Below are 20,316 nucleotides of genomic sequence, written 5' to 3'. Positions count from 1 at the left end.
CCGAATGGGAAGAACGTCATAACCCGAGCATGTTGTAGTGCACGTAGTACATGATCCACAGCGACAACCCCACCAACAGCGTGATGATCACCCCCGTGAACACCAGCGCGACCAGGTTCCAACGCTGCTCTCGCGCTGTGGTCAGGTGCAGGAAAAACACCATGTGCACCACGATCTGGACCAGGGCGCACACCAGCACAGCGATGAAGGTCAGGTGACGCGGCAGGCTGGGGTACATGGCCAGCCCGAAGGGGAGCAGGGTGAGCAGGGCGGCCAGGACGAACCCAGTGTTGTAGGAACGGTGGCTGCTCTGGCTAGCGCCGGCACTGCTAGGCACATGGCTTTGACGATTCATCAGATCACCCCGAACAGGTAGACGACGGTAAACACGCATACCCACACGATGTCCAGGAAATGCCAGAACAGGCTCAGGCAGCTCAAGCGTGTGGCATTGGCACAGGTCAGGCCGCGTTGATGGACCTGCATCATCAACAGGGCCATCCAGATCAATCCCACCAGCACATGCAGGCCGTGAGTGCCCACCAACGTGAAGAACGCCGTCAGAAACGCGCTGCGTTCAGGGCCTGCGCCCTCGCTGATCAGCTGATGGAATTCGTTGATCTCCATGGCGATGAAGCCCAGGCCGAGGAGAAACGTGACGCCCAGCCAGCGCAATACCCAGCGCTTGTCCCGACGGTGGTTGGCGAGCATCGCATAGCCGTAGGTGATGCTGCTCAACAGCAGCAGGAACGTCTCCACCAGCACATAGGGCAGTTCGAAGATGTCCGCCGCGCTGGGCCCACCTGCCACAGACTGGCCCAGCACCGCGTAGGTAGCGAACAGGGTGGCGAACAGAATGCAGTCGGTCATCAGGTAGACCCAGAAGCCGAACAGGCTCAGGGAGCCTGCGTCTTCGTGGCCATGCTCCTGCTCGCGAGCCGTTTCGTTGTGCACGACATGGGACATGATTCAGGCCTCCGCCAGCCGTTGGCGCCGCTCGGTTTCCATCCGTTCGACCTCTTCGGCCGGGATGTAGTAGTCGGTATCGGGGTCGTAACTGCGCACGATCAGGGTGGCGATGACTGCCAGTGAACTGGCGATGACCAACCACCAGATGTGCCAGATCAACGCGAAGCCTAGCGCCGTGGACAGAACGCCTAGCACCAGGCCCAGGCTGGTGTTGCAAGGCATGTGGATCTTGCGAAAATCCATCTCGGCCAGGGTTTTCACGCCTTTCTCCTTCATCCCCCAGTACGCGTCGATGCCGCCCACGACCGGTTGTTCGGCGAAGTTGTAGAACGGGGGCGGCGAAGCGGTCGCCCATTCGAGCGTACGCCCGTCCCAGGGGTCGCCTGTGGTGTCGCGGTTCTCATGACGTTTGCGGATACTCACCACCAGTTGCATGACCTGGCAGGCCACGCCGCACAGAATGATCAGTACCCCGACCATTTCCAGCAGCAGCAAGGGCCGCCACTCGGGTACGTCGAAGTGATTCAGGCGCCGGGTCATGCCCATGAACCCCAGGAAGTAGGACGGCATGAAGGCAAAGTAAAATCCAGCCAACCAGCACCAGAAGGCAGCACGCCCCAAGGGGTCGTAGAGCTTGAAACCGAAGGCCTTGGGGAACCAGTACGTCAGGCCGCAGAGGTAGCCGAAGACCGCGCCGCCGATGATCACGTTGTGGAAATGGGCAATGAGGAACAGGCTGTTGTGCAACAGGAAGTCCGCCCCAGGCACCGCCAGCAGGACCCCGGTCATGCCCCCGATGCTGAAGGTGACGATGAAGCCAACCGTCCACAGCATCGGCGTCTCGAAACGTACTCGGCCCCGGTACATGGTGAACAACCAGGTAAAGATCTTCACCCCGGTGGGCACGGCGATGATCATGGTCATGATGCCGAAGAACGCATTCACGTTGGGCCCGGCGCCCATGGTGAAGAAGTGGTGCACCCAGACGATGAACGACAGCACCGTGATGACGATGGTCGCCCACACCAGGGAGTAGTAGCCGAACAGCTTCTTGCGCGAGAACGTCGAGGCCACCTCCGAGAAGATACCGAACGCTGGGAGTATGAGGATGTACACCTCGGGGTGGCCCCAGGCCCAGATGAGGTTCACGTACATCATGGGGTTGCCGCCCAGTTCATTGGTGAAGAAGTGCATGCCCAAGTAGCGATCGAGCGTGAGCATGAACAAGGTGGCAGTAAGGATGGGAAAGGCAGCCAGGATCAGGATCGAGGTGCACAATACCGTCCAGGTGAACACTGGCATGCGAAACAGCGTCATGCCGGTGGTACGCATCTTCAAGATGGTGACGAAAAAGTTCAGCCCGGTGAGCAGGGTGCCGACCCCGGATATCTGCAGCGCCCAGATGTAGTAGTCCACCCCCACCCCGGGGCTGTACCCGATGCCCGACAACGGGGGATAGGCCACCCAGCCTGTGCGGGCAAATTCGCCAATGCCCAGCGAAAGGTTCACCAGTACAGCGCCGGAGACGAACAGCCAGAAGCTGACGGCGTTCAGGAATGGATAGGCCACGTCGCGTGCGCCGATCTGCAGGGGTACCACCACGTTCATCAGCCCGACCACGAACGGCATGGCCATGAAGAAGATCATGATCACCCCGTGGGCGGTGAAGATCTGGTCGTAGTGCTCAGGTGGCAGGTAGCCGGGCGAGCCGTCCGAGGCCATGGCCTGCTGGGTGCGCATCATCAACGCGTCGGCGAAGCCGCGCAGCAGCATCACCAAGGCGACGACGATGTACATCACGCCGATGCGCTTGTGGTCCACGGTGGTGAACCATTCTTGCCACAGGTATTTCCATTTGCCCATGTAGGTAATGGCCCCCACGACCGCCAGGCCCAGCAGCCCGACGACGGCCAGCGTGTACATGATGATCGGCTCGTGGAGGGGAATGGCATCCCAGGTCAGTTTTCCGAACATGGTCTTACTCCTTGCTGCCTTGGGTGCTCTCGCCCTGGGAATCGCCAAGCCGGCGCTCGACCTCGCGGGAGCGGTTGACGCCCTGGTACTTGTCGATCAGCGACTGGAACAGGTGCGGCTCGACCTGGCCGTAATGTTCTACCGGGTGGGCAATACTGGGCTTGGCCAACTGCGTGTAGGCAGCCCCATCGAGCTGGCGCCCGGCAGCGCGTGTGCGTTTGACCCACTCTTCAAAGCCTGCCGGGTCGAGGGCCAGCGCCTTGAAGTGCATGTCCGAGAACCCCGGCCCGTTGTAGTTGGCGGCGATCCCCGTGTAGTCGCCTGCGTGGTTGGCGATCAGGTGCAGCCGTGTCTGCATCCCGGCCATGGCGTAGATCTGGCCACCCAGGGCTGGGATGAAGAACGAGGTGATGGCCCCGTCGGAAGTCACCCTGAAGTCGACGGGCGTGTCCACAGGCATCGCCATCTCGTTGACCGAAGCAATGCCAAGTTCGGGATAGACGAACAGCCACTTCCAGTCCATGGCGATGACCTGGACCTTGAGCGCCGGGGTATCGGATGCCAGCGGCCGGTACGGGTCCAGCGCATGGGTCGAGCGCCAGGTGACGACGCCCAGCACGATGATGATCGCCAGTGGTACGCCCCATACCACCGCTTCGATCAGCCGCGAGTGGCCCCAGTCGGGGGTATAGCGGGCCTTTTCGTTCGAGGCCCGATAGCGCACCGAAAACACCAGCGCCATGATCATCACCGGTATCACCACGATCAGCATGAGCAGGGTGGCGAGGATGATCAGGTTGCGTTGCTCGAGCCCCACCTGCCCCTTGGGGTTGAATAACACCATGTCGCAGCCCGAGAGCTGGAGTGCCACAGTGCCCAGCGCCATTGTCCAAAGCAGTCGGCTTGCCGTTTTCGGTTCCCTGGCCATGTGAGCGTCCCATATTTGTTGGCAGATGTTTCGGCTATCACCTGTGAGAGGAAACCCGTGCTAGCAAGGTTTTTTGCAATGTTCGATTAGTCGACGAATGGCAGCGCAGGCCAGGGAACTTAAGTCCATGGGACGGTGGGGTTGGCGCGCCATTTGGGCAAGGGCACTGAACCTTGCGCGCGGGTACTCAGTCACAGCGCCATTGCCCGGACGAATGGAGCGCCATGATGGCCAGTGACGCAACTGCCTCACTCAAACGCGTGATCACCCTACCGTTGCTGGTGTTCTTCATCCTCGGGGACGTATTGGGCGCTGGCGTATACGCGCTGGCAGGCGCCATCGCCGACCGGGCCGGTGGCGCCATCTGGGCCCCGCTGGCCCTGGCACTGTTCTTCGCCCTGTTGACGGCGGCGTCCTACGCCGAACTGGTCAGCAAATATCCCCGGGCCGGCGGTGCGGCCGTGTTTGCACGGCGTGCGTTCGGCTCGCCCTTGCTGGCTTTCTTGGTGGGGTTCGCCATGTTGGCGGCAGGCATCACCAGTGCTGCCGGGCTGGCGTTGGCGTTTGCAGGGGAATACCTGCGCGTATTCATCGACTGGCCTTCGGCGGTGCTGGCGCCCCTGTTTCTGGTGCTGATGGCCATGCTCAACGCCCGGGGTATCAAGGAGTCGCTAAGCGCCAATCTGGTCATGACCCTGATCGAACTCAGCGGCCTGGTGCTGGTGATCATCGCGGTGGCGGTGTTGAGCGGCCAAGGGCAGGCCGAGCCTGCCCGCTTGTTGGACTTCGGTGATCAGGGCCCGGCAACTGCGATACTGGGCGGCGCCTTGCTGGCGTTCTACTCGTACGTGGGGTTCGAGACTTCCGCCAACCTGGCCGAGGAGATCAAGGACGTACGCCGGACGTACCCGCGCGCGCTGTTCGCGGCCTTGCTGGTGGCCGGGCTGGTTTACCTGGCTGTCGGCGCCGGCGCTGCGTTGGTGATGCCAGTGCAAGCACTGATCGACGCCAAGACGCCCTTGATGGACATCGTGCACAACGCAGAACTTGGGCTGCCCCACGGCGTATTCGCCATCATCGCCCTGGTGGCGGTGGCCAACGGCGCCATGTTGACCATGATCATGGCCAGCCGTCTGACCTGGGGCATGGCCCGCGATGGCATGCTGCCGCGCCTGCTGGGCCAGGTGCTACCCAACCGCGGTACCCCTGGTTATGCGATAGCCGCGACCACGCTGCTGGCCATCGTGCTGACCTTTACTGGCTCGCTGGAAGTGCTGGCTGAAACCGTCGTGCTTTTGCTGTTGTTCGTTTTTTTGAGCACGAACGTGGCGGTGTTGGTGCTAAAGAAGGACAAGGTCGATGCCGAGCATTTCTCGGTGCATCCGGTGGTGCCTGTGTTGGGTATCCTGTCGTGCCTGCTGGTACTGGGTCAGCAGCCCTTCGAGAACTGGCTGAGGGCGGGGGCGTTGTTGGGATTGGGCGCGGTGTTGCACTGGCTGGCGGGCAAGGGCTTTGGTCGTACCGTCAGCGAGGGGGATGCGGGGCAGTGACTGGAGCATGCGATCATGTGCGAGCTTTGGATGTCCAACCGCTATCTGGCGAACCGCGCCCTCGCGCAGACTTGTGCAGCCAATCATCAGGAACTCTTCAATGGCCAAAGAGATTGAAAGCCCTTGCGTGTCGAGCTGCAAGCTCAAGCATGAAGTGTGCACGGGCTGCGGGCGCAGCAAGGAGGAGATTAAAGGCTGGCGAAACATGAAGCGCTCTGAGAAGAAGGCGACGGTCGAGAGAGCAGCTGCTCGCTTGAAGAAGATCAAGAAGAAAGGCAAGGGTTGAGCGGTGTGCAGGGTTGGCTGATAGCAGGTAACGGTCGGTAGATGCCATTCACTGGACGACCTATCCGCGAATATCAACCGGATAGTCTCTTGCGGCTTGGTTCCAGAATTACCAGCTGGCGCTCTTACTGACCTGAGCGGCCAGCATCCCCTCGACCTGAGGAGCGACGTTGAAGTCGAGCATGGAAATGAAGCTGTCCATCAACGGTGATTCGTTGTGGGTGTTCCAACTCATGTACAGGCCGATGGCCGGGTTGGGGGAGGCGGTCACGGGGTAGAGACGGCGGAACAGGACCTTGTCGCGCATGATCGAATTGGCAATCGACTCAGGCACCAAAGCAACGCCGAAACCGCAGGCCACCAGGCCCATCAAGGTATGAATCTGCGCGGCCTCCTGCACCACCTTGGGGTAAAAACCGGCGGCTTCACACAAGGCGATCAGCTGGCTGGGATAGCCGGTGCCCAGCGCTTCAGGGGTAAATCCGAAATCTTCCCCGGCAAAGTCCCTCAAGTCGATGTGCCCTCCCTTTGCCTTCGGGTGGTGGGCGGGCAGGGCCATCACGATCTCTTCGTCCAGCAACAAGCGTGACTCGACGTTTTCCGCCGAGATCGGCAACTTGCGCATGAAGACAATGGTTGGAGCTGATTTCCACAGCTTGTGCTTGGCCGAAATGATTGTTACCGGGGAGGTAGTCCAACGTTTGCTGGAAAGCTGCTCGAGTCAGCGCCTACTGCGAGTCTTCCGATCCGGTCTCAATCACAACGCGATTTGCATCAACAGTCGCGACACGGAAGCGGGCGCTACGCGACGGTGTTTGCATTTCCTTGCCTTGCGGGCGGCTGATCAATGCCCAGACAGTGTTGTCGACTTGAGTGATGCGCTGCATGGGATAATTCCTTCGTTGCTGAACGGACGCTAGCTCTAGCCTCAAAGCGACTTATGGAATCTTGATCCCCAACGCATTCAGCGAGGGCGTATCCATCCGACCATTCACGGTCAGCCCACTGTCCATCTGAAAGGCCATCAGCGCACCGCGTGTCGCTTTGCCCATCACCCCATCAACGGCGCCTTGGTAATACTGACGCACCATCAGCGCGGTCTGCACACGGGTGACCAGGTTGCTTTTCTGCTCATTGGTCGCGCGGCGCTTTGAAGTGCTCGAATTTGTCCCGCTGGTGGTGCCAGACGACTGATAAAGGCTGTTGCTGCTTGAGTTGCTGCTCGAAGCACTCGGCGCGCTGTAGCTTCGGGTATGGGTAGCGGGTGGGCTGTAGTAGCGCGGTGCGCTATAGCCACCCGAGCCGCTGTAGTGAGAACTGTGCGAACTGTGGGACCGGTGTGAACTGTGCGAGCGATGTGCTGCATAGATGTTCACGGTATCTGGCGCATTGAGCGTATCGGCAAATACCGGGGGCTGTAGCTTGTCGTTGGGTTGCCAGTTCGCATCGGCGAGCGACAGATGGCCCGCCTGGGCCAGGGTGGTACCTGCCATTGGCAGCAAGCTGATCCCACTAATCAGGACTTTCCAGCGGTCGAGCAGTTTCACTGTGCACTCCTTGCATAGGCGCTAAAGGCCTCGGTCGATAGTAATTGTACGCCGCGGCTTTGCCAGCGGTCGGTGTGGGATTTGAAGAAGCCAGAGCAATGGTTGACGGCAGCGCATTGCTGGCAAGTATCAATGAACAGGTTTTTCCAGTCCGAGATGCTCTGACGGGCGAAACGCGAGAGGTCGGCCGGAATCAGGCACAGGGGTAGGTTGTAGATCGAAACCGGCACGCCGCGGTTGAACAGGAAATAAACGGCCTGGCTCAACGACTCTTGATAGTCTAGCGGGTCAATCCACAATTCTTCGTAGTGCTTCCTGGCCAGGCCTGTACTTTCGATACCCATCAGCGCAACATGCCGCACGAAGGGCAGATTCCTGAACACGTAGTGAGCGAGTTCGGGCAAGCGTGGTGTGGTCAGGCGATTGAGCACCACGCGTACCTCGATGATCTGGTTGGCGCGTGCCAGGTTGTAAAGACCTTGCAAGGTTTCGCTGAACGCGCCTGGAGCCTGTACCACATGGTCATGGTCTTCGGCATTGTCGGCATACAGCGGGATGCCCCAGCTCAACTGAGGGTGGCCGATGGCTGAGAGCGCCGCGATCCAGCTCGGGTCTTGGAACAGACGGCCGTTGCTGAGCACATGAATGGATTTCTGAGGCAAAACGGCTTTGCACTTGGCCAGGATTTCCAGCAGGCCGTCGCGATAAAGCGTTGGTTCTCCGCCGCTGATTCCCAGATTTTCCTCGCTCGAGTCCATCAGGTCGATCAGCCGTAGGTTCTCTTCGACATGCCAACGGTCATCGATATCTTTGGGGGGCTGCGAGCACATCAGACAGAAGCTGTTGCAACGATCGGTCATAAACAGCAGGTTGCTGTCTGAGCCTCGTCGATAGAGCACTCGCACCAACGTGTTACCTGGTGTGATGGCAATGACATCGCCGGGCTGCACGACATCAGCATCTTTGGGGGTGTGTAGATGTGGCCGCGCGCTGTCGAGGTCGCCGATCAATGGCTCCGGGATCAGGAATCCACCCACTGGTAATGAGAGCAGATGCGGGCTCCGTAGCCGTTCTTCGTTTGGCAACCAAAGCAGCAGGTCACCGAACTCAGCGCTTCCGGCACAAACAGCCAGGCCTTGTTCGATGAACTCATCCAGAGTGATGACCTTGAGTAGCTTCGGCTCATCCAGGTGATGGATTTCAAAGTGGGTATCTTTACGCAGCATCACCATCAGCCCCTGTAACCCGGGAACCGGACATCGTTGTAAGAGCGCTTGTTCAACCAAGACAGCAGCACCCTATGCACATTGTCGTCGCCATCGCAAAGCAGGCCGAAAAGATGCTTCAGCAGTCCCATGTTCTTCTTGCAGAAGCTACTGAATACTCGGTGTCCGATCGGGTCAGCTTGGCGGGCATAGTGTTCGACGGGGTCAGCACCACAGTACGGGACAAGTGCGCAGTCGGAGCAGCCCGGCAGCGCTTCTGCCACGCCACTGGCGAACAACGCATTCATGACGGGCGATGCGAGTAATTCAGACAAGGGTTGCTGTACGGTGCCGAGCCTCAAGCCGTCCTCACCCATCTCCAGCAACATTCGGGCTTCGTCCGAGGGATAGACATAACCGTCATAGTTGTAAACCAGCGCCGCAGTGCCTGCGCCAGCAGGGGAGCGCAGGTCTACATAGCCAGAGGAGAAGGGTGTCAGGATATTCTTCAGCAACAGGCTCGTATAACTCTCTGACAGATATACACCCTGTTGGTTGATATGCAGCAAATAGGCCAGTGCCTTCTTGTAGAAGGCCAGGTATCGTTCAATAGGGTAATCAAGTCGATGTGCACTCTTGGTGGCAAACCCATAAGGGCTCAGAGGTCGAAGCGAGACGCTGGAGAAGCCCTGACTTACATACTCATCGATGATCGCTTCAGGTTGTTCGAGGCTTCTTGAAGTCAGCGTGGTCAGCGCGGAAACCGCATCATGGCCAAGGCGCTCACGGACCCACTGGATACCTTTTACAGTGCGTTCGTAGGAGTCTCGTGACGGGGTAGGGCGGTTGGCATTGTGTAAAGGCGCCGGCCCATCGAGCGAGGTCGAAAACTGGATGCGGTTTTGTTCTGCGAAGTCGAGTATTTCGTCCGTCAGATGGTGCAGCGTGGTGGTGATGACGAACTGGATATCCCTTTGTTCGACCACGTTCCGTTCAACGACCCATTCAACAATCTGGCGGACGCGCTCGAAGGCCAGAAGCGGCTCGCCACCCTGGAACTCCACAGTCAAAGCGGGAGCGTTAGATTCGAACAGGCGATCGACCGCCGCCTGTGCATCTGCTTCAGACAGGTCGTGGCCGGATCCTCCCAGAGGGGCCCTCGATACCTGGCAGTACTGGCAGGTATGGTTGCAGCGCAATGTAACCACGAACAAGTGCAGTGCAGGGCCCTGGAGGAGGAAGTCCTTCCGGCTCCGATATTGCGCGGCCATTTCCGGGAACGGGTCGTGGCGGCTTGGTTCGTAGATGAAGTGGCGGGCCAGCAGGTCCTTGTAAAAAGGTGTATTTGCTTTAACGTGGAACTGACTGAGGGCTCGTAATTGCGCGTCGTTCACGTGCATGTACTCACCGGTATCGGAGGTGAGCAGGATGTCACGGTCATTTCCCGTGTTCATGCGCATGAATCGAAAAGGTAGCAAGCGGTAGTGCTTGGCGTCTGTCGCGATCAGTGTCACTGAGAAATCCCACATCCAGCGAGCGCGGCTCGGGCCAGGACTTCGCGCAACCCTGCTGTTTCGCGGTTGATATGGTCGCGTAGGGCGAAGTCGTTCAGATGCTGGAGGATCAACGAGTGAGCTTGCTCCGAGGAAAGCGTTAGCCTTGCTTCAGCGGGGTGGGCCGTGAGGCTTATCTGATTGGCTTCAATACCGACCTGGATCGTGACAGTGTCGGCCAGGGAATAAGCGGCGCGTTGCACCACGCTGAGCGGGTAGGCTGCACTGTCGAGTTTCAGCGTGACTGGCCATGTCATCGGAACCGGTCCTTCAAATCTGTTGGGAGCATGTGGATTTTGCCGGCTGAAGAGGCATTATGCCATCATAATTTTTTACATTTGCACGCATTTGTCCAGTGTGGCGGGTGGTGAGCTCACTACGGCTCGGTCATTGAGACGGGGTAGGGTCGCGGGTTCATATCTCCCTCAGTCCACCCATCACCATCTATAACCTGCTTGGCCTCAGGCTGGGGGCATCCTTTTCAAACCATTCATAGCATGCCCTCAAATATGCCCCCCAATGTAGCAATCCACTGGAAGTAAATAGAGCTCCATGGTTTGTGGAAAGGCAGGAATGATCAGCCGAACAGCCTATCCGGCGGCGACTAGAGACTCTCAGGATCCCCAAAAAACATCTGAATCCTAGACCTCAACCACCGCTCCGCCGGATCATTGTCCTGCGCCCCGCGCCAGGCCATGTGCAATTCAAAACTGCGCACCTCCAGCGGCAGCTCTTCAGCCCGCAACCCACCGGCCGCTGTCAGGGCATCGGCCGTGTAATCGGGCACGGTGGCCACGATGTCGGTGCCGGCCAGCAGGCTGCCCAGGCCATTGAACTGCGGCACGGCCAGGACCACGTGGCGCTTGCGTCCAAGCGCCTGCAGGGCTTCGTCGATGAAGCCCGACAGGTCCCCGGCGAACGACACCAGGGCATGGGGCCTTGCGCAAAAATCATCGAGGCTGATGCTGCCCGGTACGCTGTCGGCCCGCAGCAGCTTCGGCCGGCTGCGGCGCAGCACCTTGCGTTTGGCATTGGCGGGCAGTTCGCTGGTATAGCTGACGCCGACCGAAATTTCACCGGAGGCCAGCAAGGTGGGCATCAGCAGGTAATTGACGCGCCGTATCACCAGCACGATACCTGGCGCTTCGGCGCGTACGCGCTTGAGCAACTGGGGCAGCAGGCCGAATTCGGCATCGTCCGACAGGCCGATGCGAAACACGGCGTTGCTGGTGGCCGGGTCGAACTCGGCAGCACGGCTGACGGCCGTGGAAATCGAATCCAGCGCAGGCGAAAGCAGGGCGAAGATTTCGTTGGCGCGGGCGGACGGCTCCATGCTGCGGCCGGTGCGCACAAAAAGCGGATCATCGAACAGGTTGCGCAGGCGCGACAGGGCGGCGCTGATGGCGGGCTGGCCGAGGAACAGCTTTTCCGCTGCACGGGTCACGCTTCGCTCGTGCATGAGCGTTTCGAACACGATCAGCAGGTTGAGGTCTACGCGACGCAAGTCGTTTCGATTCATCGGGGCGCTTCGCCAGAAAAGGAGCAGGGGTGAATATTAAGGCCAAAGGCTGGTAACCTGCACCCATCCAGGGGGCCAATTGCAGGGAAAATGCAGGGCCCAATCGATGACAGGCATGTCGACTATTAATGACCGCGGCTGGTCTGATGGGTAAAGCCCGGATAGAGTCAGTGGTAATTGATGTTTCACGAGGCGAGGTAGGCGATGTCCCGCATGATTCGGTTCCACAAGTTCGGCGCTGCGGATGTGCTCCGTTGCGAGGAGCAGGCTGAGCCGATGCCCGCCGCCGGTGAGGTGCAAATCCGCGTCGAGGCGATCGGTGTCAGCTGGTACGACGTGCTCTGGCGCCAGAACCTGGCGTCCTCCCGTGCACGGCTGCCAGCCGGTATAGGTCATGAAATGGCCGGCGTGGTGACGGCGGTGGGCGAGGCGGTCGACGACATCGTGGTCGGTGACAGGGTCGCGAGCTTCCCGGCCACCAGTGCCAACGATCACCCGGTGTACGGTGACGTCATCGTCTTGCCCCGTTCAGCCATCACCCGCTATCCCGAGGTGCTGACACCGATCGAAGCGAGCGTGCACTATACGCCGCTGCTGATCGCCTATTTTGCGTACGTCGATCTGGCCCGTGCAAAAAGTGGGCAGACGGCACTGGTCACCGATGCCAGTCATTGCGCGGGCCCGGCGTTCGTGCAGCTGGGCAAGGCGCTTGGGCTGACGGTGTTTGCCGCGACCAAGGATGGCGAGCAGCGTGACTATCTGCTCGGCCTGGGCGCTGACAAAGTGATCGTCACCGAGGAGCAGGACCTGGTGATGCAGGTAGGCAAGTACACCGAAGGTCGCGGTGTAGACATGGTGCTCGATGGCCTGGGTGGGCCACAGATGTCGTTGCTCGGTGATGTCTTGGCCCCGCGTGGCAGCCTGGTGCTGTATGGCCTGCAAGGCGGCAACCAGACCCCATTCCCGGCCTGTGCTGCATTCCAGAAGAACATTCAGTTCTACGTGCACTGTATTGGCAATTTTACAGGCAAGCCTGAATTGGGCATCAGCCAGGACCAGGTGGCCTTGCACAGGGCATTGCGCGACATCAACCAGTTCACGGCCGATAAGCTGCTCACGCCGCAGATCATCAAGGTGTATCCGTTCGAGCAAGTGGTCGACGCCCATCGGTACATGGACCAGTGCCCTTGCGGCGGGCGCGTGGTTCTGGACCTTACGCCAGCCTGACAAGCCACTTGCTGATGGCTCGCTTCACTGGGTGGGCATCTACAGGTCGCTGCCGGCCACATCTGGCTTTACCCGCACATACTCCTCCCAACAGTCAGCCGTCGCCGGCGTGATCCCCGGCGACGGCTGACTGTTCCTGGTTGTTTACTCGCTTCGACCCGTGGCCGGGGGCCTGTGCATGAATTTATAAAAGGATAAGTCCTACAATGGACGAAGACTGATACTACATAAAGTTTCAGTGTTCTCGAGTTGCAGAAATATTTCGCCTCTTATCTTTGATTGAAGTCTTTAAGTTTCAACGTCAAGCTGTCGTTTCATCACTGCTGACTACTTTTTTTCCCCTGATCTGTATCTTTAATTCTTCTGTTGCATATCGATAATGGCGCAATGACAGTTTACGCAAGGAGCGTGATATGAGCAGGGCTGAGCTGGCTGGGCAATGGCGTGAAGGTCCGGTGTGCCATGGGCATGCGGTGAGGGTTTCCGATGTGTGTCGACAGTGAAGGTGAACTTCGTTGTGCGTGAACTGTAACGACCTTTCGGAGTACCCCGGGCCGGTCGATGCCAAGTGCTTGTGCATCGACTGGCCGCATGAACTGGACGAGGTAATATCGTGACGGCTATTCACGATCAGGCTATGCATCATATTTATCGGCAAGTGCTGGAGCGCTTGTTGAATCATATGTCCCAATCGCAACGTGCGTCCTTGCAGTTGTTGATTCAGCGATTGCTAATAGCTGCCGGAGGTGCTGAATATATCGGGACATTCCGTGTATTGGTCCTGCATGGCAACGACCGCCGTAGTGCAAGGTTACTGGCCATGCTTCGGGCTGCGCAATTGAGCATCGCCGCACGCGGGCCGGTCACCTTCCAGTTGCGCGTGTTGGTGATCAGTCAACCCGCTCCCAGTTTCAACACCCTGATAGCTCACGAGCGTGCGTTCAATGCCTTGTTCCTGCAGGATGATCCACGCGTTGAGTTGCTTATGGTCCAGGGCCGGGCAGTCAGGCCCTTTTCGCGAGACTGGGTGCCCAGCAGAGACGACGCCCCTGCGGCCAGTACTGCCATGCTGATGTTGGGGCATCTGGCACGGACCAGGCCCGAGGGGGTGCTAGGCGCTTGGCTTTATCTGGACCTGGCAACCACATTCAGTGAGGCCGTGCAGTCCCAAACACCTGTCGACGTGATGATCACGGCAATACCGGCGCGAGAGCGGCATCGTTTTCTGGCCTGGTTCCGGCGCATCCTGCACCTTGCAGGCGAAATTGGCTTGCCCGAGGCGCAGCATTGCCTGGCTGCGTTGGCTGACGGCCTCAGTCAACTGTCACGGCGGCTGGAGGGTGCTGGCGGCCAGGAAACCATGCCGGCAGGCCGGGAGGTGCAGGCACGTACACCACTGCGAGTCATGGCGATCGATGAGCTTCTGGCTGACTTGCTTGAAGGGCAGAAACTCGAATCGATGCTCGGCAATGCGTGTGCAGTGCCAGAGGATGCCTATCCATTGGGGGCTTTCGTGGAGCCTGAGGCGTTGGCGCAGGTGCGTCAATTGCAGAGCCGCGCTCAGCAAACCCTGGGGTGCAGGCCCGCATTGTCGCTCAAAAATCAGGTAGACAAACCGGGCCGGGGCCGCGCCGCGCAGGCGGGCGGCGTGCTGGGTTTGAGTCACGATCAGTTGATTTGCCTGCTGTTTGCACCTTTCGCTCGCAGGGGTGAGCATTTGGAGCGCTACCTCAAGTGCCGGCATACCGACATGCTGGTGGCATTGCCCTATTTGCACTACGCCTTACGCGGCGAGCCTTGTCCACAGGCCGTGAAGGCTTGGCTCGTCAATGTCAGTGGCTTGCCTGTTGCACAGCTGCGGGCCGTGTATGAAACCAGCTTGCCTGCCTCGGCCATGCGCGTGTTGAGGCACCTGGCCAGGCGTGACATCAACCTGCGTCTGCTGTGTCAGGCGCCATTGCCGGCGCAGGGCAGTGACGTGGAGTGGTCGTGATGCCGCAGGCCCCGCATCGCGAGTTTGCCTACCGCAAGGTCTACCGGTACATCGAAGCACTCATCGATCAATCGCCGCCCGGCCAACGACAGCGTTTGCCCTCGCTGCGTGGCTTGGCTTCGAGGCTGCGGGTGTCGTTGGGCACTGTTCAGCACGCCTATAACCTGCTGGAGGAAGCCGGTCGTGTTCAGCGCCTGCCCAGATCGGGCTACTTCGTGCACGGTGCGTCAAGCAGCGAGCTGGCCATCGTGCCCCGGCAGCTGCCGGTATTCGAGCCATCGCTGTTCGAGCTGAACTTGCACAACCATGAACGCCGGCTGGCGCGTCAGCGGCTGCGAGCCGTGGGCAGGGGGCAGGATCCGGGGAGCGTGAGATTGCGTCAGGCGCTTGCAGAGCGCTACACCCATTCCAGCAGCCGTTACTGGTGCGCCAAGGATGTGCACGTGGCGCCGGACCTCACTGCGTTGCTCGATACGGTGTGGGCAGCGCTCGAACTTCGGCATGCGACAGTACTGGTTCATTCACCGTGCTGCTGGCAGCTACTGCAGGCGCTCGCCCGGACCGGGGTGCCCGTGCTGGAGGTGCCAGTGGATACTCGGGGTGATCTGAATCTGTATGCGCTGACCTGTCTGTTGGAAAGCGAGCCAGTGGGGCTTGTGGTGTTGCCCTCATGTCTGAGCACGCCACAAGGGCGGTTAGTGTCCTCGGCGGGCCAGCAGCAGTTGGGCCATCTGCTTTCACGCTATCGGGTATGGGTGCTGGAAAGCGACCTGGACAGCGAGCTCTGTCACGCAGGCCCGCCTGTCATACGCCAGCGAGACTGGGTGGATGTCAGGCAACTGTTGGTGGTGGGTGGGTTCGAGGCAGTGCTTGGGCCCGAGGCCCCGTATGCCTACGTACTCGGACCAACCGGTGCACTGACCAGAGGCTTTGGCGAACGGGCTTTCCGCTTGCCACCCTTACGCATGCAAGCGCTGGCCTGCATGTTGGACAAAGGGGAGGTGGACGCACAATGGGCCTGGCTTCGCCAGGCGCTGCAACGCCGTACCCGAACATTGGCACGCGTGCTCGCGTTACGCTTCGGGCCACAGCTGCAACTGCGTTTGCCCGACGGCGGCGGCTTGATCTGGGCAAGGTTGCGCCAGCCTGTGCATTGGGAGTCCATCAGCAAGGCGCTGGCAGGCACGTCGCTGCATGCCATGCCTGGCAAGCACTTCAGCTTGCAAAGCCGCTTTCAGCACCACCTGGCCCTGGGCTGGACCGGCGATGACCCGGTAGAGCTACAGATTGCCGTCGATCGACTGGCTCGGATCGCCGGGCATCCCTGATGACCTTACCAGCCGGCATCGGCCGTGCTGCCACGGTGCGAAGGTGCACGGCCCGACCCGCGGCACTTGTCACATGGGCCAATCTGTATGTATAACCAGTACCCCGTAAAGCTGCCGTCCGACCGATTTCCGTGATTGCCCATTCTGTCGAAGATCCCCTGTATTACCTGCATAACTTCCGCCAGGTCCTGTGCTGGGTGGGGCAGCGCTATGCAGACCTGCTCGATCTGAGCGAGCAGGCGTTCATCGCTGCGTTCGCCGAGTTGGATCCTCCTGCACAAGCGATCATGGTGCGCATGGTCATGCGCAAGGGTGAGCTGTTTCGCGATGATCGCCTGCAGTATGCCGAAGTCGGTGATACCGGGCAGGCTTTGGCACCTCTGATCGGCCTCGGCTGGGTGTGCGAGCCCGAGCACTTGACCCTCGAGCAGTTGTTCACGCTCTTGCGCAAGGATGAACTGGCGCAGTGCTTTGCAGCGCAGCTCAGCCGGCCGCGGGCGGCCAAGCATGAGCTGCTGGCCGAGTTGCAAGCATTGGAACTGGCTCCGCGGTCGCTGCGCCAATGGTTCGCCGACAGTGAGCTGCGTATCGTGCAGTGGTGTCGACAGCCGGTCTGTGACCGAATTCGGCTGCTGTTTTTCGGCAATCTTTATCAAGACTGGTCGGACTTCGTGCTCGCCGACCTGGGGGTGCTGCGCTTCGAGCAAGTAGCGTTCAGCGCTGACTCGCGGGCCTTGCACCAGCGCTCGGAGGTTGATCTGGCCCTGGCGCTGCACCAGTGCGCCGAGCGTCTTGAGGAGGGCGCCGATACCGCTTCGATCCTGGCGACACTGCAAGGCTTGCACAGTGGCAATGCATGGCTAGCCAGGCGCCGGGCGCGGTTGCTGTTCGCGCTGGGCCAGCAGTGCGAACGCAACGGCGAGTGGGATCAGGCCATGGCGGTGTACGCCCAGTGCGCCCACCCCCAGGCGCGCATTCGTCAAGTACGCGTACTGGAGCGCACACAGTCCTGGGAGCAGGCCCATGCCCTGGCTCTGCAACTGGCAGCAGCGCCGGCCAATGCGCTCGAGGTACAGGCGCTGGAGCGCATGTTGCCGCGCCTGGCGCGCAAGCTCGGCGGGCCACCTCAGCGTCGCCAGCGCCTCAAGCCCGTCGAAGTGATGGAGCTGGAACTGCCCAGAGCCCACGCCGAGCTTGGCGTCGAGGAAGCGGTGCGACAGCATCTGGCTGCGGCGGGTGGGGAGGTTCACTATGTGGAAAACACTCTGTTCAACAGCTTGTTCGGCCTGCTGTGCTGGGAGGCCGTGTTCGCCCCGGTCCCAGGAGCCTTCTTCAACCCGTTCCAGTCGGCGCCACAAGACCTGCACGACAGCGACTTCCAGCATCGGCGCAGCCAAGTGTTCGAGCGTTGCCTGAGCCGGCTGGACGACGGGACACATCGGCAGGCCATTCTGGACTGCTATGCCACCAAGCGCGGCCTGCAATCGCCTTTCGTGTTCTGGGGCATGCTCAGTGAAACCCTGCTGGACCAAGCCTTGGGCTGCTTGCCGGGCGCCCATCTGAAGCAGTGCTTTTTGAGGTTGCTGCAGGACATTCGCAACAACCGCACCGGTATGCCGGACCTGATCCAGTTCTGGCCGGAGCAAGGCCGCTACCGCATGGTGGAGGTCAAGGGGCCAGGTGATCGCCTGCAGGACAACCAGCTGCGGTGGCTGGAATTCTGCCGCCTGCATGGCCTGCCGGTCGCGGTGTGTCATGTGCGCTGGAGCGAGGCGGCGTGAGCTACAGCGTAGCCGTACGGGCGTTGTGTGAGTTCAGCGCCAAGGTGGGTGACCTGGACCTGCGCTTCACGCCGTCGCCCACAGCCCAGGAAGGCATTGAAGGCCATCGGCGCGTGGTCGCCCGCCGGGGGGCGGGCTATGAGTCGGAAATCGCCCTTGAAGGGCAGTTTGAAACCCTGCGTGTTCGCGGACGCGCCGATGGCTATGACCCGGCCTGCAACCGCCTCGAAGAAATCAAGACCCACCGGGGTGACCTGGCCCGCCAGCCTGACAATCATCGCCAATTGCATTGGGCTCAGGCCAAGGTCTATGGCTGGCTGCTGTGTCAGGCGCGTGGCCTGTCAGCCCTTGATGTGGCCCTGGTGTATCTGGACGTCGACAGTGACGGGCAGACGCTGATCACCCAGCACTGCACGGCGACTGATCTGCAGGCCTTCTTCGACGACCAGTGCCAACGGTTTCTGGCCTGGGCTCACCGTCAGCAACGACGCCTTGCGCAGCGCGACCAAGGGCTACTGGCGCTGCGCTTTCCCTATCCGCAGTTTCGGCAAGGGCAGCGGCAGCTGTCTGAGACCCTGTACAAGGCCGTGAGCACTGGCCGCTGCCTGATGGCCCAGGCCAGTACCGGCATCGGCAAGACGCTTGGCACGCTGTTTCCCTTGCTCAAGGCCATGGTGCCGCAGCAGTTGGACAAGCTGTTCTTCCTGACAGCCAAGACACCGGGGCGCGCGCTGGCCCTGGATGCCCTTCGCCAACTGACCGATACCCAGGCCCAGCCCGGCTTGCGCACGCTGGAGCTGATCGCCCGCGACAAGGCCTGCGAACACCCGGACAAGGCCTGCCACGGGGAGTCATGTCCGTTGGCGGCGGGCTTCTACGACAGGCTGCCTGCCGCACGCGAAGCCGCCGCTGCCCAGCCCATGCTCGACCGCAGCAGCCTGCGCGCAGTGGCGTTGGCCCATCAGGTATGCCCTTATTACCTGGGGCAGGAAATGGCGCGCTGGGTCGATGTACTGATTGCCGACTACAACTACTACTTCGATGCCCACGCCTTGCTCTTCGGCCTGGCCCAGGCCAACCAATGGCGTACTGCCGTTTTGGTGGATGAAGCCCACAACCTGGTCGAGCGCGGCCGCAGCATGTACAGCGCCAGTCTCGATCAAGGCCAGTTGCAGGCATTACGTCAACGTAAGCCGGCCGGGCTGACCACGGCGCTGGACCGTTTGAACCGGCAGTGGAATGCGCTGCACAAGGAACAGCGCGCGCCGTACCAGGCCAGTGACGCGTTGCCCCAAGCGCTGCTACGCGCGCTCCAGCAGTGCACCAGCCTGATTCAGGAGCAGATGAACCAATCCCCGGCGCATACCGATCCGCACCTGCTGCAGTTTTTCTTCAACGCGTTGCAGTTCAACCGGGTGGCAGAACTGTTCGACGAGCATTTTCTTTTCGACATCAGCGTGCGCAACGGCCCACGCAATAAGCGCTATTCCACCCTGTGCCTGCGTAACGTCAACCCAGCGCGGCTGCTCGCGCCCCGTATGCTGGCGGCCCGCAGTGTGACCTTGTTTTCAGCCACCCTGAGCCCCCGGCGCTTCTACCACGACCTGCTGGGCATGCCGGCGGACACCGCTTGGCTCGAGGTAGCCGCGCCGTTTCGCGCCGAGCAGCTGGAAGTGCGCATTGCAAGTCAGGTTTCCACGCGTTATCAGCAGCGCAGCGCCTCGTTGGCGCCGATCGTCGAGCTGATTGCGCAGCAATACCAGCGCCTTCCGGGTAACTACCTTGCCTTCTTCAGCAGCTTCGAATATCTGCAGCAGGTGGCCGAGCTGCTGGCGCGCCAGCACGGGCAAATCCCCCTCTGGTCGCAAGCCCCAGGGATGGACGAGGGCGAGCGTCAGGCGTTTCTCGACCGTTTCGTCGAGGGCGGCCGCGGCGTAGGGTTTGCGGTGTTGGGCGGGGCCTTCGGTGAAGGGGTCGATCTGCCGGGGACGCGCTTGATCGGCGCGTTCGTGGCCACTTTGGGCCTGCCCCAGGTCAACCCGATCAACGAGCAGTTCAAGCAGCGGCTTGGTCGCCAGTTCGGCGCTGGGTTCGACTATGCCTACCTGTATCCAGGTGTGCGCAAAGTCATCCAGGCAGCAGGCAGGGTCATCCGGGGCGACCAGGACCGCGGGGTACTGGTACTTATCGACGAGCGCTTTGCCGAACCCCGTGTTCAGCAGATGTTTCCAGGCTGGTGGCCGCCAGCGATTGCTTGACACTGCAGAGCGGGCCCTTTGCCGCTACTGATGAAAAGGCAGCTTTAAGGCCCTGCGTTCGTTCTGGTGGGCCCTTTGCGGTAAGATCAGCGGCCACACCGTTCCACAATCCGTTGTATTTGAGGGCGGTTGAGCGTGTCAGGTTCGCAGTGGCTTGGCCCGTGCGCTGTCTCCGAGGCCTGAGAATGAGTAGCTTGCA

Annotated in this window: 17 protein-coding genes and 1 pseudogene; 7 read left to right on the top strand and 11 right to left on the bottom strand. The window is 60.6% G+C overall.

Translation table 11 applies throughout. The features are described 5' to 3' along the window. Positions 1-16 precede the first annotated feature (16 nt). The 4 genes from cyoD to cyoA are packed head-to-tail and all read right to left on the bottom strand — an operon-like array spanning position 17 to position 3,829. Entirely contained in the window at positions 17-358 is a 342-nt protein-coding gene (gene cyoD / locus ACF8GB_RS11465; RefSeq protein ID WP_392527055.1) for a cytochrome o ubiquinol oxidase subunit IV, read from the bottom strand. After that, a complete protein-coding gene (cyoC, locus tag ACF8GB_RS11460) occupies positions 355-966 on the bottom strand; it encodes a cytochrome o ubiquinol oxidase subunit III (protein ID WP_058639365.1) in 612 nt (203 codons plus the stop codon). The genes cyoD and cyoC overlap by 4 nt, the downstream gene beginning before the upstream one ends. A 3-nt stretch (positions 967-969) precedes the next feature. Continuing rightward, positions 970-2,943, bottom strand: coding sequence for a cytochrome o ubiquinol oxidase subunit I (gene cyoB / locus ACF8GB_RS11455; RefSeq protein WP_196126106.1), 1,974 nt, complete (start codon positions 2,941-2,943; stop codon positions 970-972). A gap of 4 nt (positions 2,944-2,947) precedes the next feature. Beyond that, positions 2,948-3,829 (bottom strand): ubiquinol oxidase subunit II, encoded by an 882-nt coding sequence (gene cyoA / locus ACF8GB_RS11450; protein WP_194286107.1) that lies wholly within the window; start codon positions 3,827-3,829, stop codon positions 2,948-2,950. Between the two features lie 269 nt (positions 3,830-4,098). Between cyoA and ACF8GB_RS11445 the strand changes: the two genes are divergently transcribed. Beyond that, complete coding sequence (locus ACF8GB_RS11445; protein ID WP_392527048.1) at positions 4,099-5,421, top strand: APC family permease; 1,323 nt, start codon at positions 4,099-4,101, stop codon at positions 5,419-5,421. 100 nt (positions 5,422-5,521) lie between these two features. Continuing rightward, entirely contained in the window at positions 5,522-5,707 is a 186-nt protein-coding gene (locus ACF8GB_RS11440; RefSeq protein ID WP_058639361.1) for a DUF1289 domain-containing protein, read from the top strand. Between the two features lie 108 nt (positions 5,708-5,815). On the opposite strand, the pseudogene ACF8GB_RS11435 reads toward ACF8GB_RS11440, so the two are convergent. The 7 genes and pseudogenes from ACF8GB_RS11435 to ACF8GB_RS11405 form a co-directional block, all read right to left on the bottom strand. Beyond that, positions 5,816-6,340: pseudogene (locus ACF8GB_RS11435) on the bottom strand (LysR family substrate-binding domain-containing protein); the annotation flags it as partial. 94 nt (positions 6,341-6,434) lie between these two features. Continuing rightward, positions 6,435-6,593 (bottom strand): hypothetical protein, encoded by a 159-nt coding sequence (locus ACF8GB_RS11430; RefSeq protein WP_326384076.1) that lies wholly within the window; start codon positions 6,591-6,593, stop codon positions 6,435-6,437. Between the two features lie 51 nt (positions 6,594-6,644). Next, the gene (gene hxsA, locus ACF8GB_RS11425) at positions 6,645-7,253 is read right to left on the bottom strand and encodes a His-Xaa-Ser repeat protein HxsA (protein WP_058639360.1); all 609 of its coding nucleotides are present in this window, start codon (positions 7,251-7,253) and stop codon (positions 6,645-6,647) included. Continuing rightward, a complete protein-coding gene (gene hxsC / locus ACF8GB_RS11420) occupies positions 7,250-8,485 on the bottom strand; it encodes a His-Xaa-Ser system radical SAM maturase HxsC (protein WP_058639359.1) in 1,236 nt (411 codons plus the stop codon). The genes hxsA and hxsC overlap by 4 nt, the downstream gene beginning before the upstream one ends. Beyond that, positions 8,485-9,972, bottom strand: coding sequence for a His-Xaa-Ser system radical SAM maturase HxsB (gene hxsB / locus ACF8GB_RS11415; protein WP_326384077.1), 1,488 nt, complete (start codon positions 9,970-9,972; stop codon positions 8,485-8,487). Before hxsB ends, hxsC begins: the two co-directional genes overlap by 1 nt. Continuing rightward, complete coding sequence (gene hxsD, locus ACF8GB_RS11410) at positions 9,969-10,268, bottom strand: His-Xaa-Ser system protein HxsD (RefSeq protein ID WP_058639357.1); 300 nt, start codon at positions 10,266-10,268, stop codon at positions 9,969-9,971. The genes hxsB and hxsD overlap by 4 nt, the downstream gene beginning before the upstream one ends. A gap of 347 nt (positions 10,269-10,615) precedes the next feature. Beyond that, positions 10,616-11,530: a LysR family transcriptional regulator gene (locus tag ACF8GB_RS11405; RefSeq protein ID WP_058605121.1), complete on the bottom strand. Its 915-nt coding sequence runs from the start codon at positions 11,528-11,530 to the stop codon at positions 10,616-10,618. Between the two features lie 204 nt (positions 11,531-11,734). Between ACF8GB_RS11405 and ACF8GB_RS11400 the strand changes: the two genes are divergently transcribed. The 5 genes from ACF8GB_RS11400 (at position 11,735) to ACF8GB_RS11380 (ending at position 20,117) form a co-directional block, all read left to right on the top strand. Beyond that, on the top strand, positions 11,735-12,757 hold the full coding sequence (locus ACF8GB_RS11400) for a zinc-dependent alcohol dehydrogenase family protein (protein ID WP_058605122.1): 1,023 nt from the start codon (positions 11,735-11,737) through the stop codon (positions 12,755-12,757). 613 nt (positions 12,758-13,370) lie between these two features. Continuing rightward, a complete protein-coding gene (locus ACF8GB_RS11395; RefSeq protein WP_392527047.1) occupies positions 13,371-14,750 on the top strand; it encodes a hypothetical protein in 1,380 nt (459 codons plus the stop codon). Further along, on the top strand, positions 14,750-16,078 hold the full coding sequence (locus ACF8GB_RS11390) for a GntR family transcriptional regulator (RefSeq protein ID WP_058639355.1): 1,329 nt from the start codon (positions 14,750-14,752) through the stop codon (positions 16,076-16,078). The genes ACF8GB_RS11395 and ACF8GB_RS11390 overlap by 1 nt, the downstream gene beginning before the upstream one ends. 131 nt (positions 16,079-16,209) lie before the next feature. Continuing rightward, positions 16,210-17,859: a VRR-NUC domain-containing protein gene (locus tag ACF8GB_RS11385; RefSeq protein WP_078478698.1), complete on the top strand. Its 1,650-nt coding sequence runs from the start codon at positions 16,210-16,212 to the stop codon at positions 17,857-17,859. Further along, complete coding sequence (locus ACF8GB_RS11380) at positions 17,856-20,117, top strand: ATP-dependent DNA helicase (protein ID WP_196121874.1); 2,262 nt, start codon at positions 17,856-17,858, stop codon at positions 20,115-20,117. The genes ACF8GB_RS11385 and ACF8GB_RS11380 overlap by 4 nt, the downstream gene beginning before the upstream one ends. Positions 20,118-20,316 lie beyond the last annotated feature (199 nt).

Source organism: Pseudomonas sp. xss_4 (assembly GCF_043104125.1).
GTDB classification, from domain to species: domain Bacteria; phylum Pseudomonadota; class Gammaproteobacteria; order Pseudomonadales; family Pseudomonadaceae; genus Aquipseudomonas; species Aquipseudomonas parafulva_B.
The sequence above is the reverse complement of the archived record's forward strand: the minus strand, read 5'-3'. Positions and strand labels throughout refer to the sequence as shown.

Excerpts from the sequence above, each read along its gene's own strand:
- cyoC (WP_058639365.1), bottom strand. The coding sequence starts at position 966 with ATGTCCCATGTCGTGCACAACGAAACGGCTCGCGAGCAGGAGCATGGC.
- cyoB (WP_196126106.1), bottom strand. The coding sequence starts at position 2,943 with ATGTTCGGAAAACTGACCTGGGATGCCATTCCCCTCCACGAGCCGATC.
- cyoA (WP_194286107.1), bottom strand. The coding sequence starts at position 3,829 with ATGGCGCTGGGCACTGTGGCACTCCAGCTCTCGGGCTGCGACATGGTG.
- ACF8GB_RS11445 (WP_392527048.1), top strand. The coding sequence starts at position 4,099 with ATGGCCAGTGACGCAACTGCCTCACTCAAACGCGTGATCACCCTACCG.
- ACF8GB_RS11440 (WP_058639361.1), top strand. The coding sequence starts at position 5,522 with ATGGCCAAAGAGATTGAAAGCCCTTGCGTGTCGAGCTGCAAGCTCAAG.
- ACF8GB_RS11430 (WP_326384076.1), bottom strand. The coding sequence starts at position 6,593 with ATGCAGCGCATCACTCAAGTCGACAACACTGTCTGGGCATTGATCAGC.
- hxsC (WP_058639359.1), bottom strand. The coding sequence starts at position 8,485 with ATGGTGATGCTGCGTAAAGATACCCACTTTGAAATCCATCACCTGGAT.
- hxsD (WP_058639357.1), bottom strand. The coding sequence starts at position 10,268 with ATGACATGGCCAGTCACGCTGAAACTCGACAGTGCAGCCTACCCGCTC.
- ACF8GB_RS11405 (WP_058605121.1), bottom strand. The coding sequence starts at position 11,530 with ATGAATCGAAACGACTTGCGTCGCGTAGACCTCAACCTGCTGATCGTG.
- ACF8GB_RS11400 (WP_058605122.1), top strand. The coding sequence starts at position 11,735 with ATGTCCCGCATGATTCGGTTCCACAAGTTCGGCGCTGCGGATGTGCTC.
- ACF8GB_RS11390 (WP_058639355.1), top strand. The coding sequence starts at position 14,750 with ATGCCGCAGGCCCCGCATCGCGAGTTTGCCTACCGCAAGGTCTACCGG.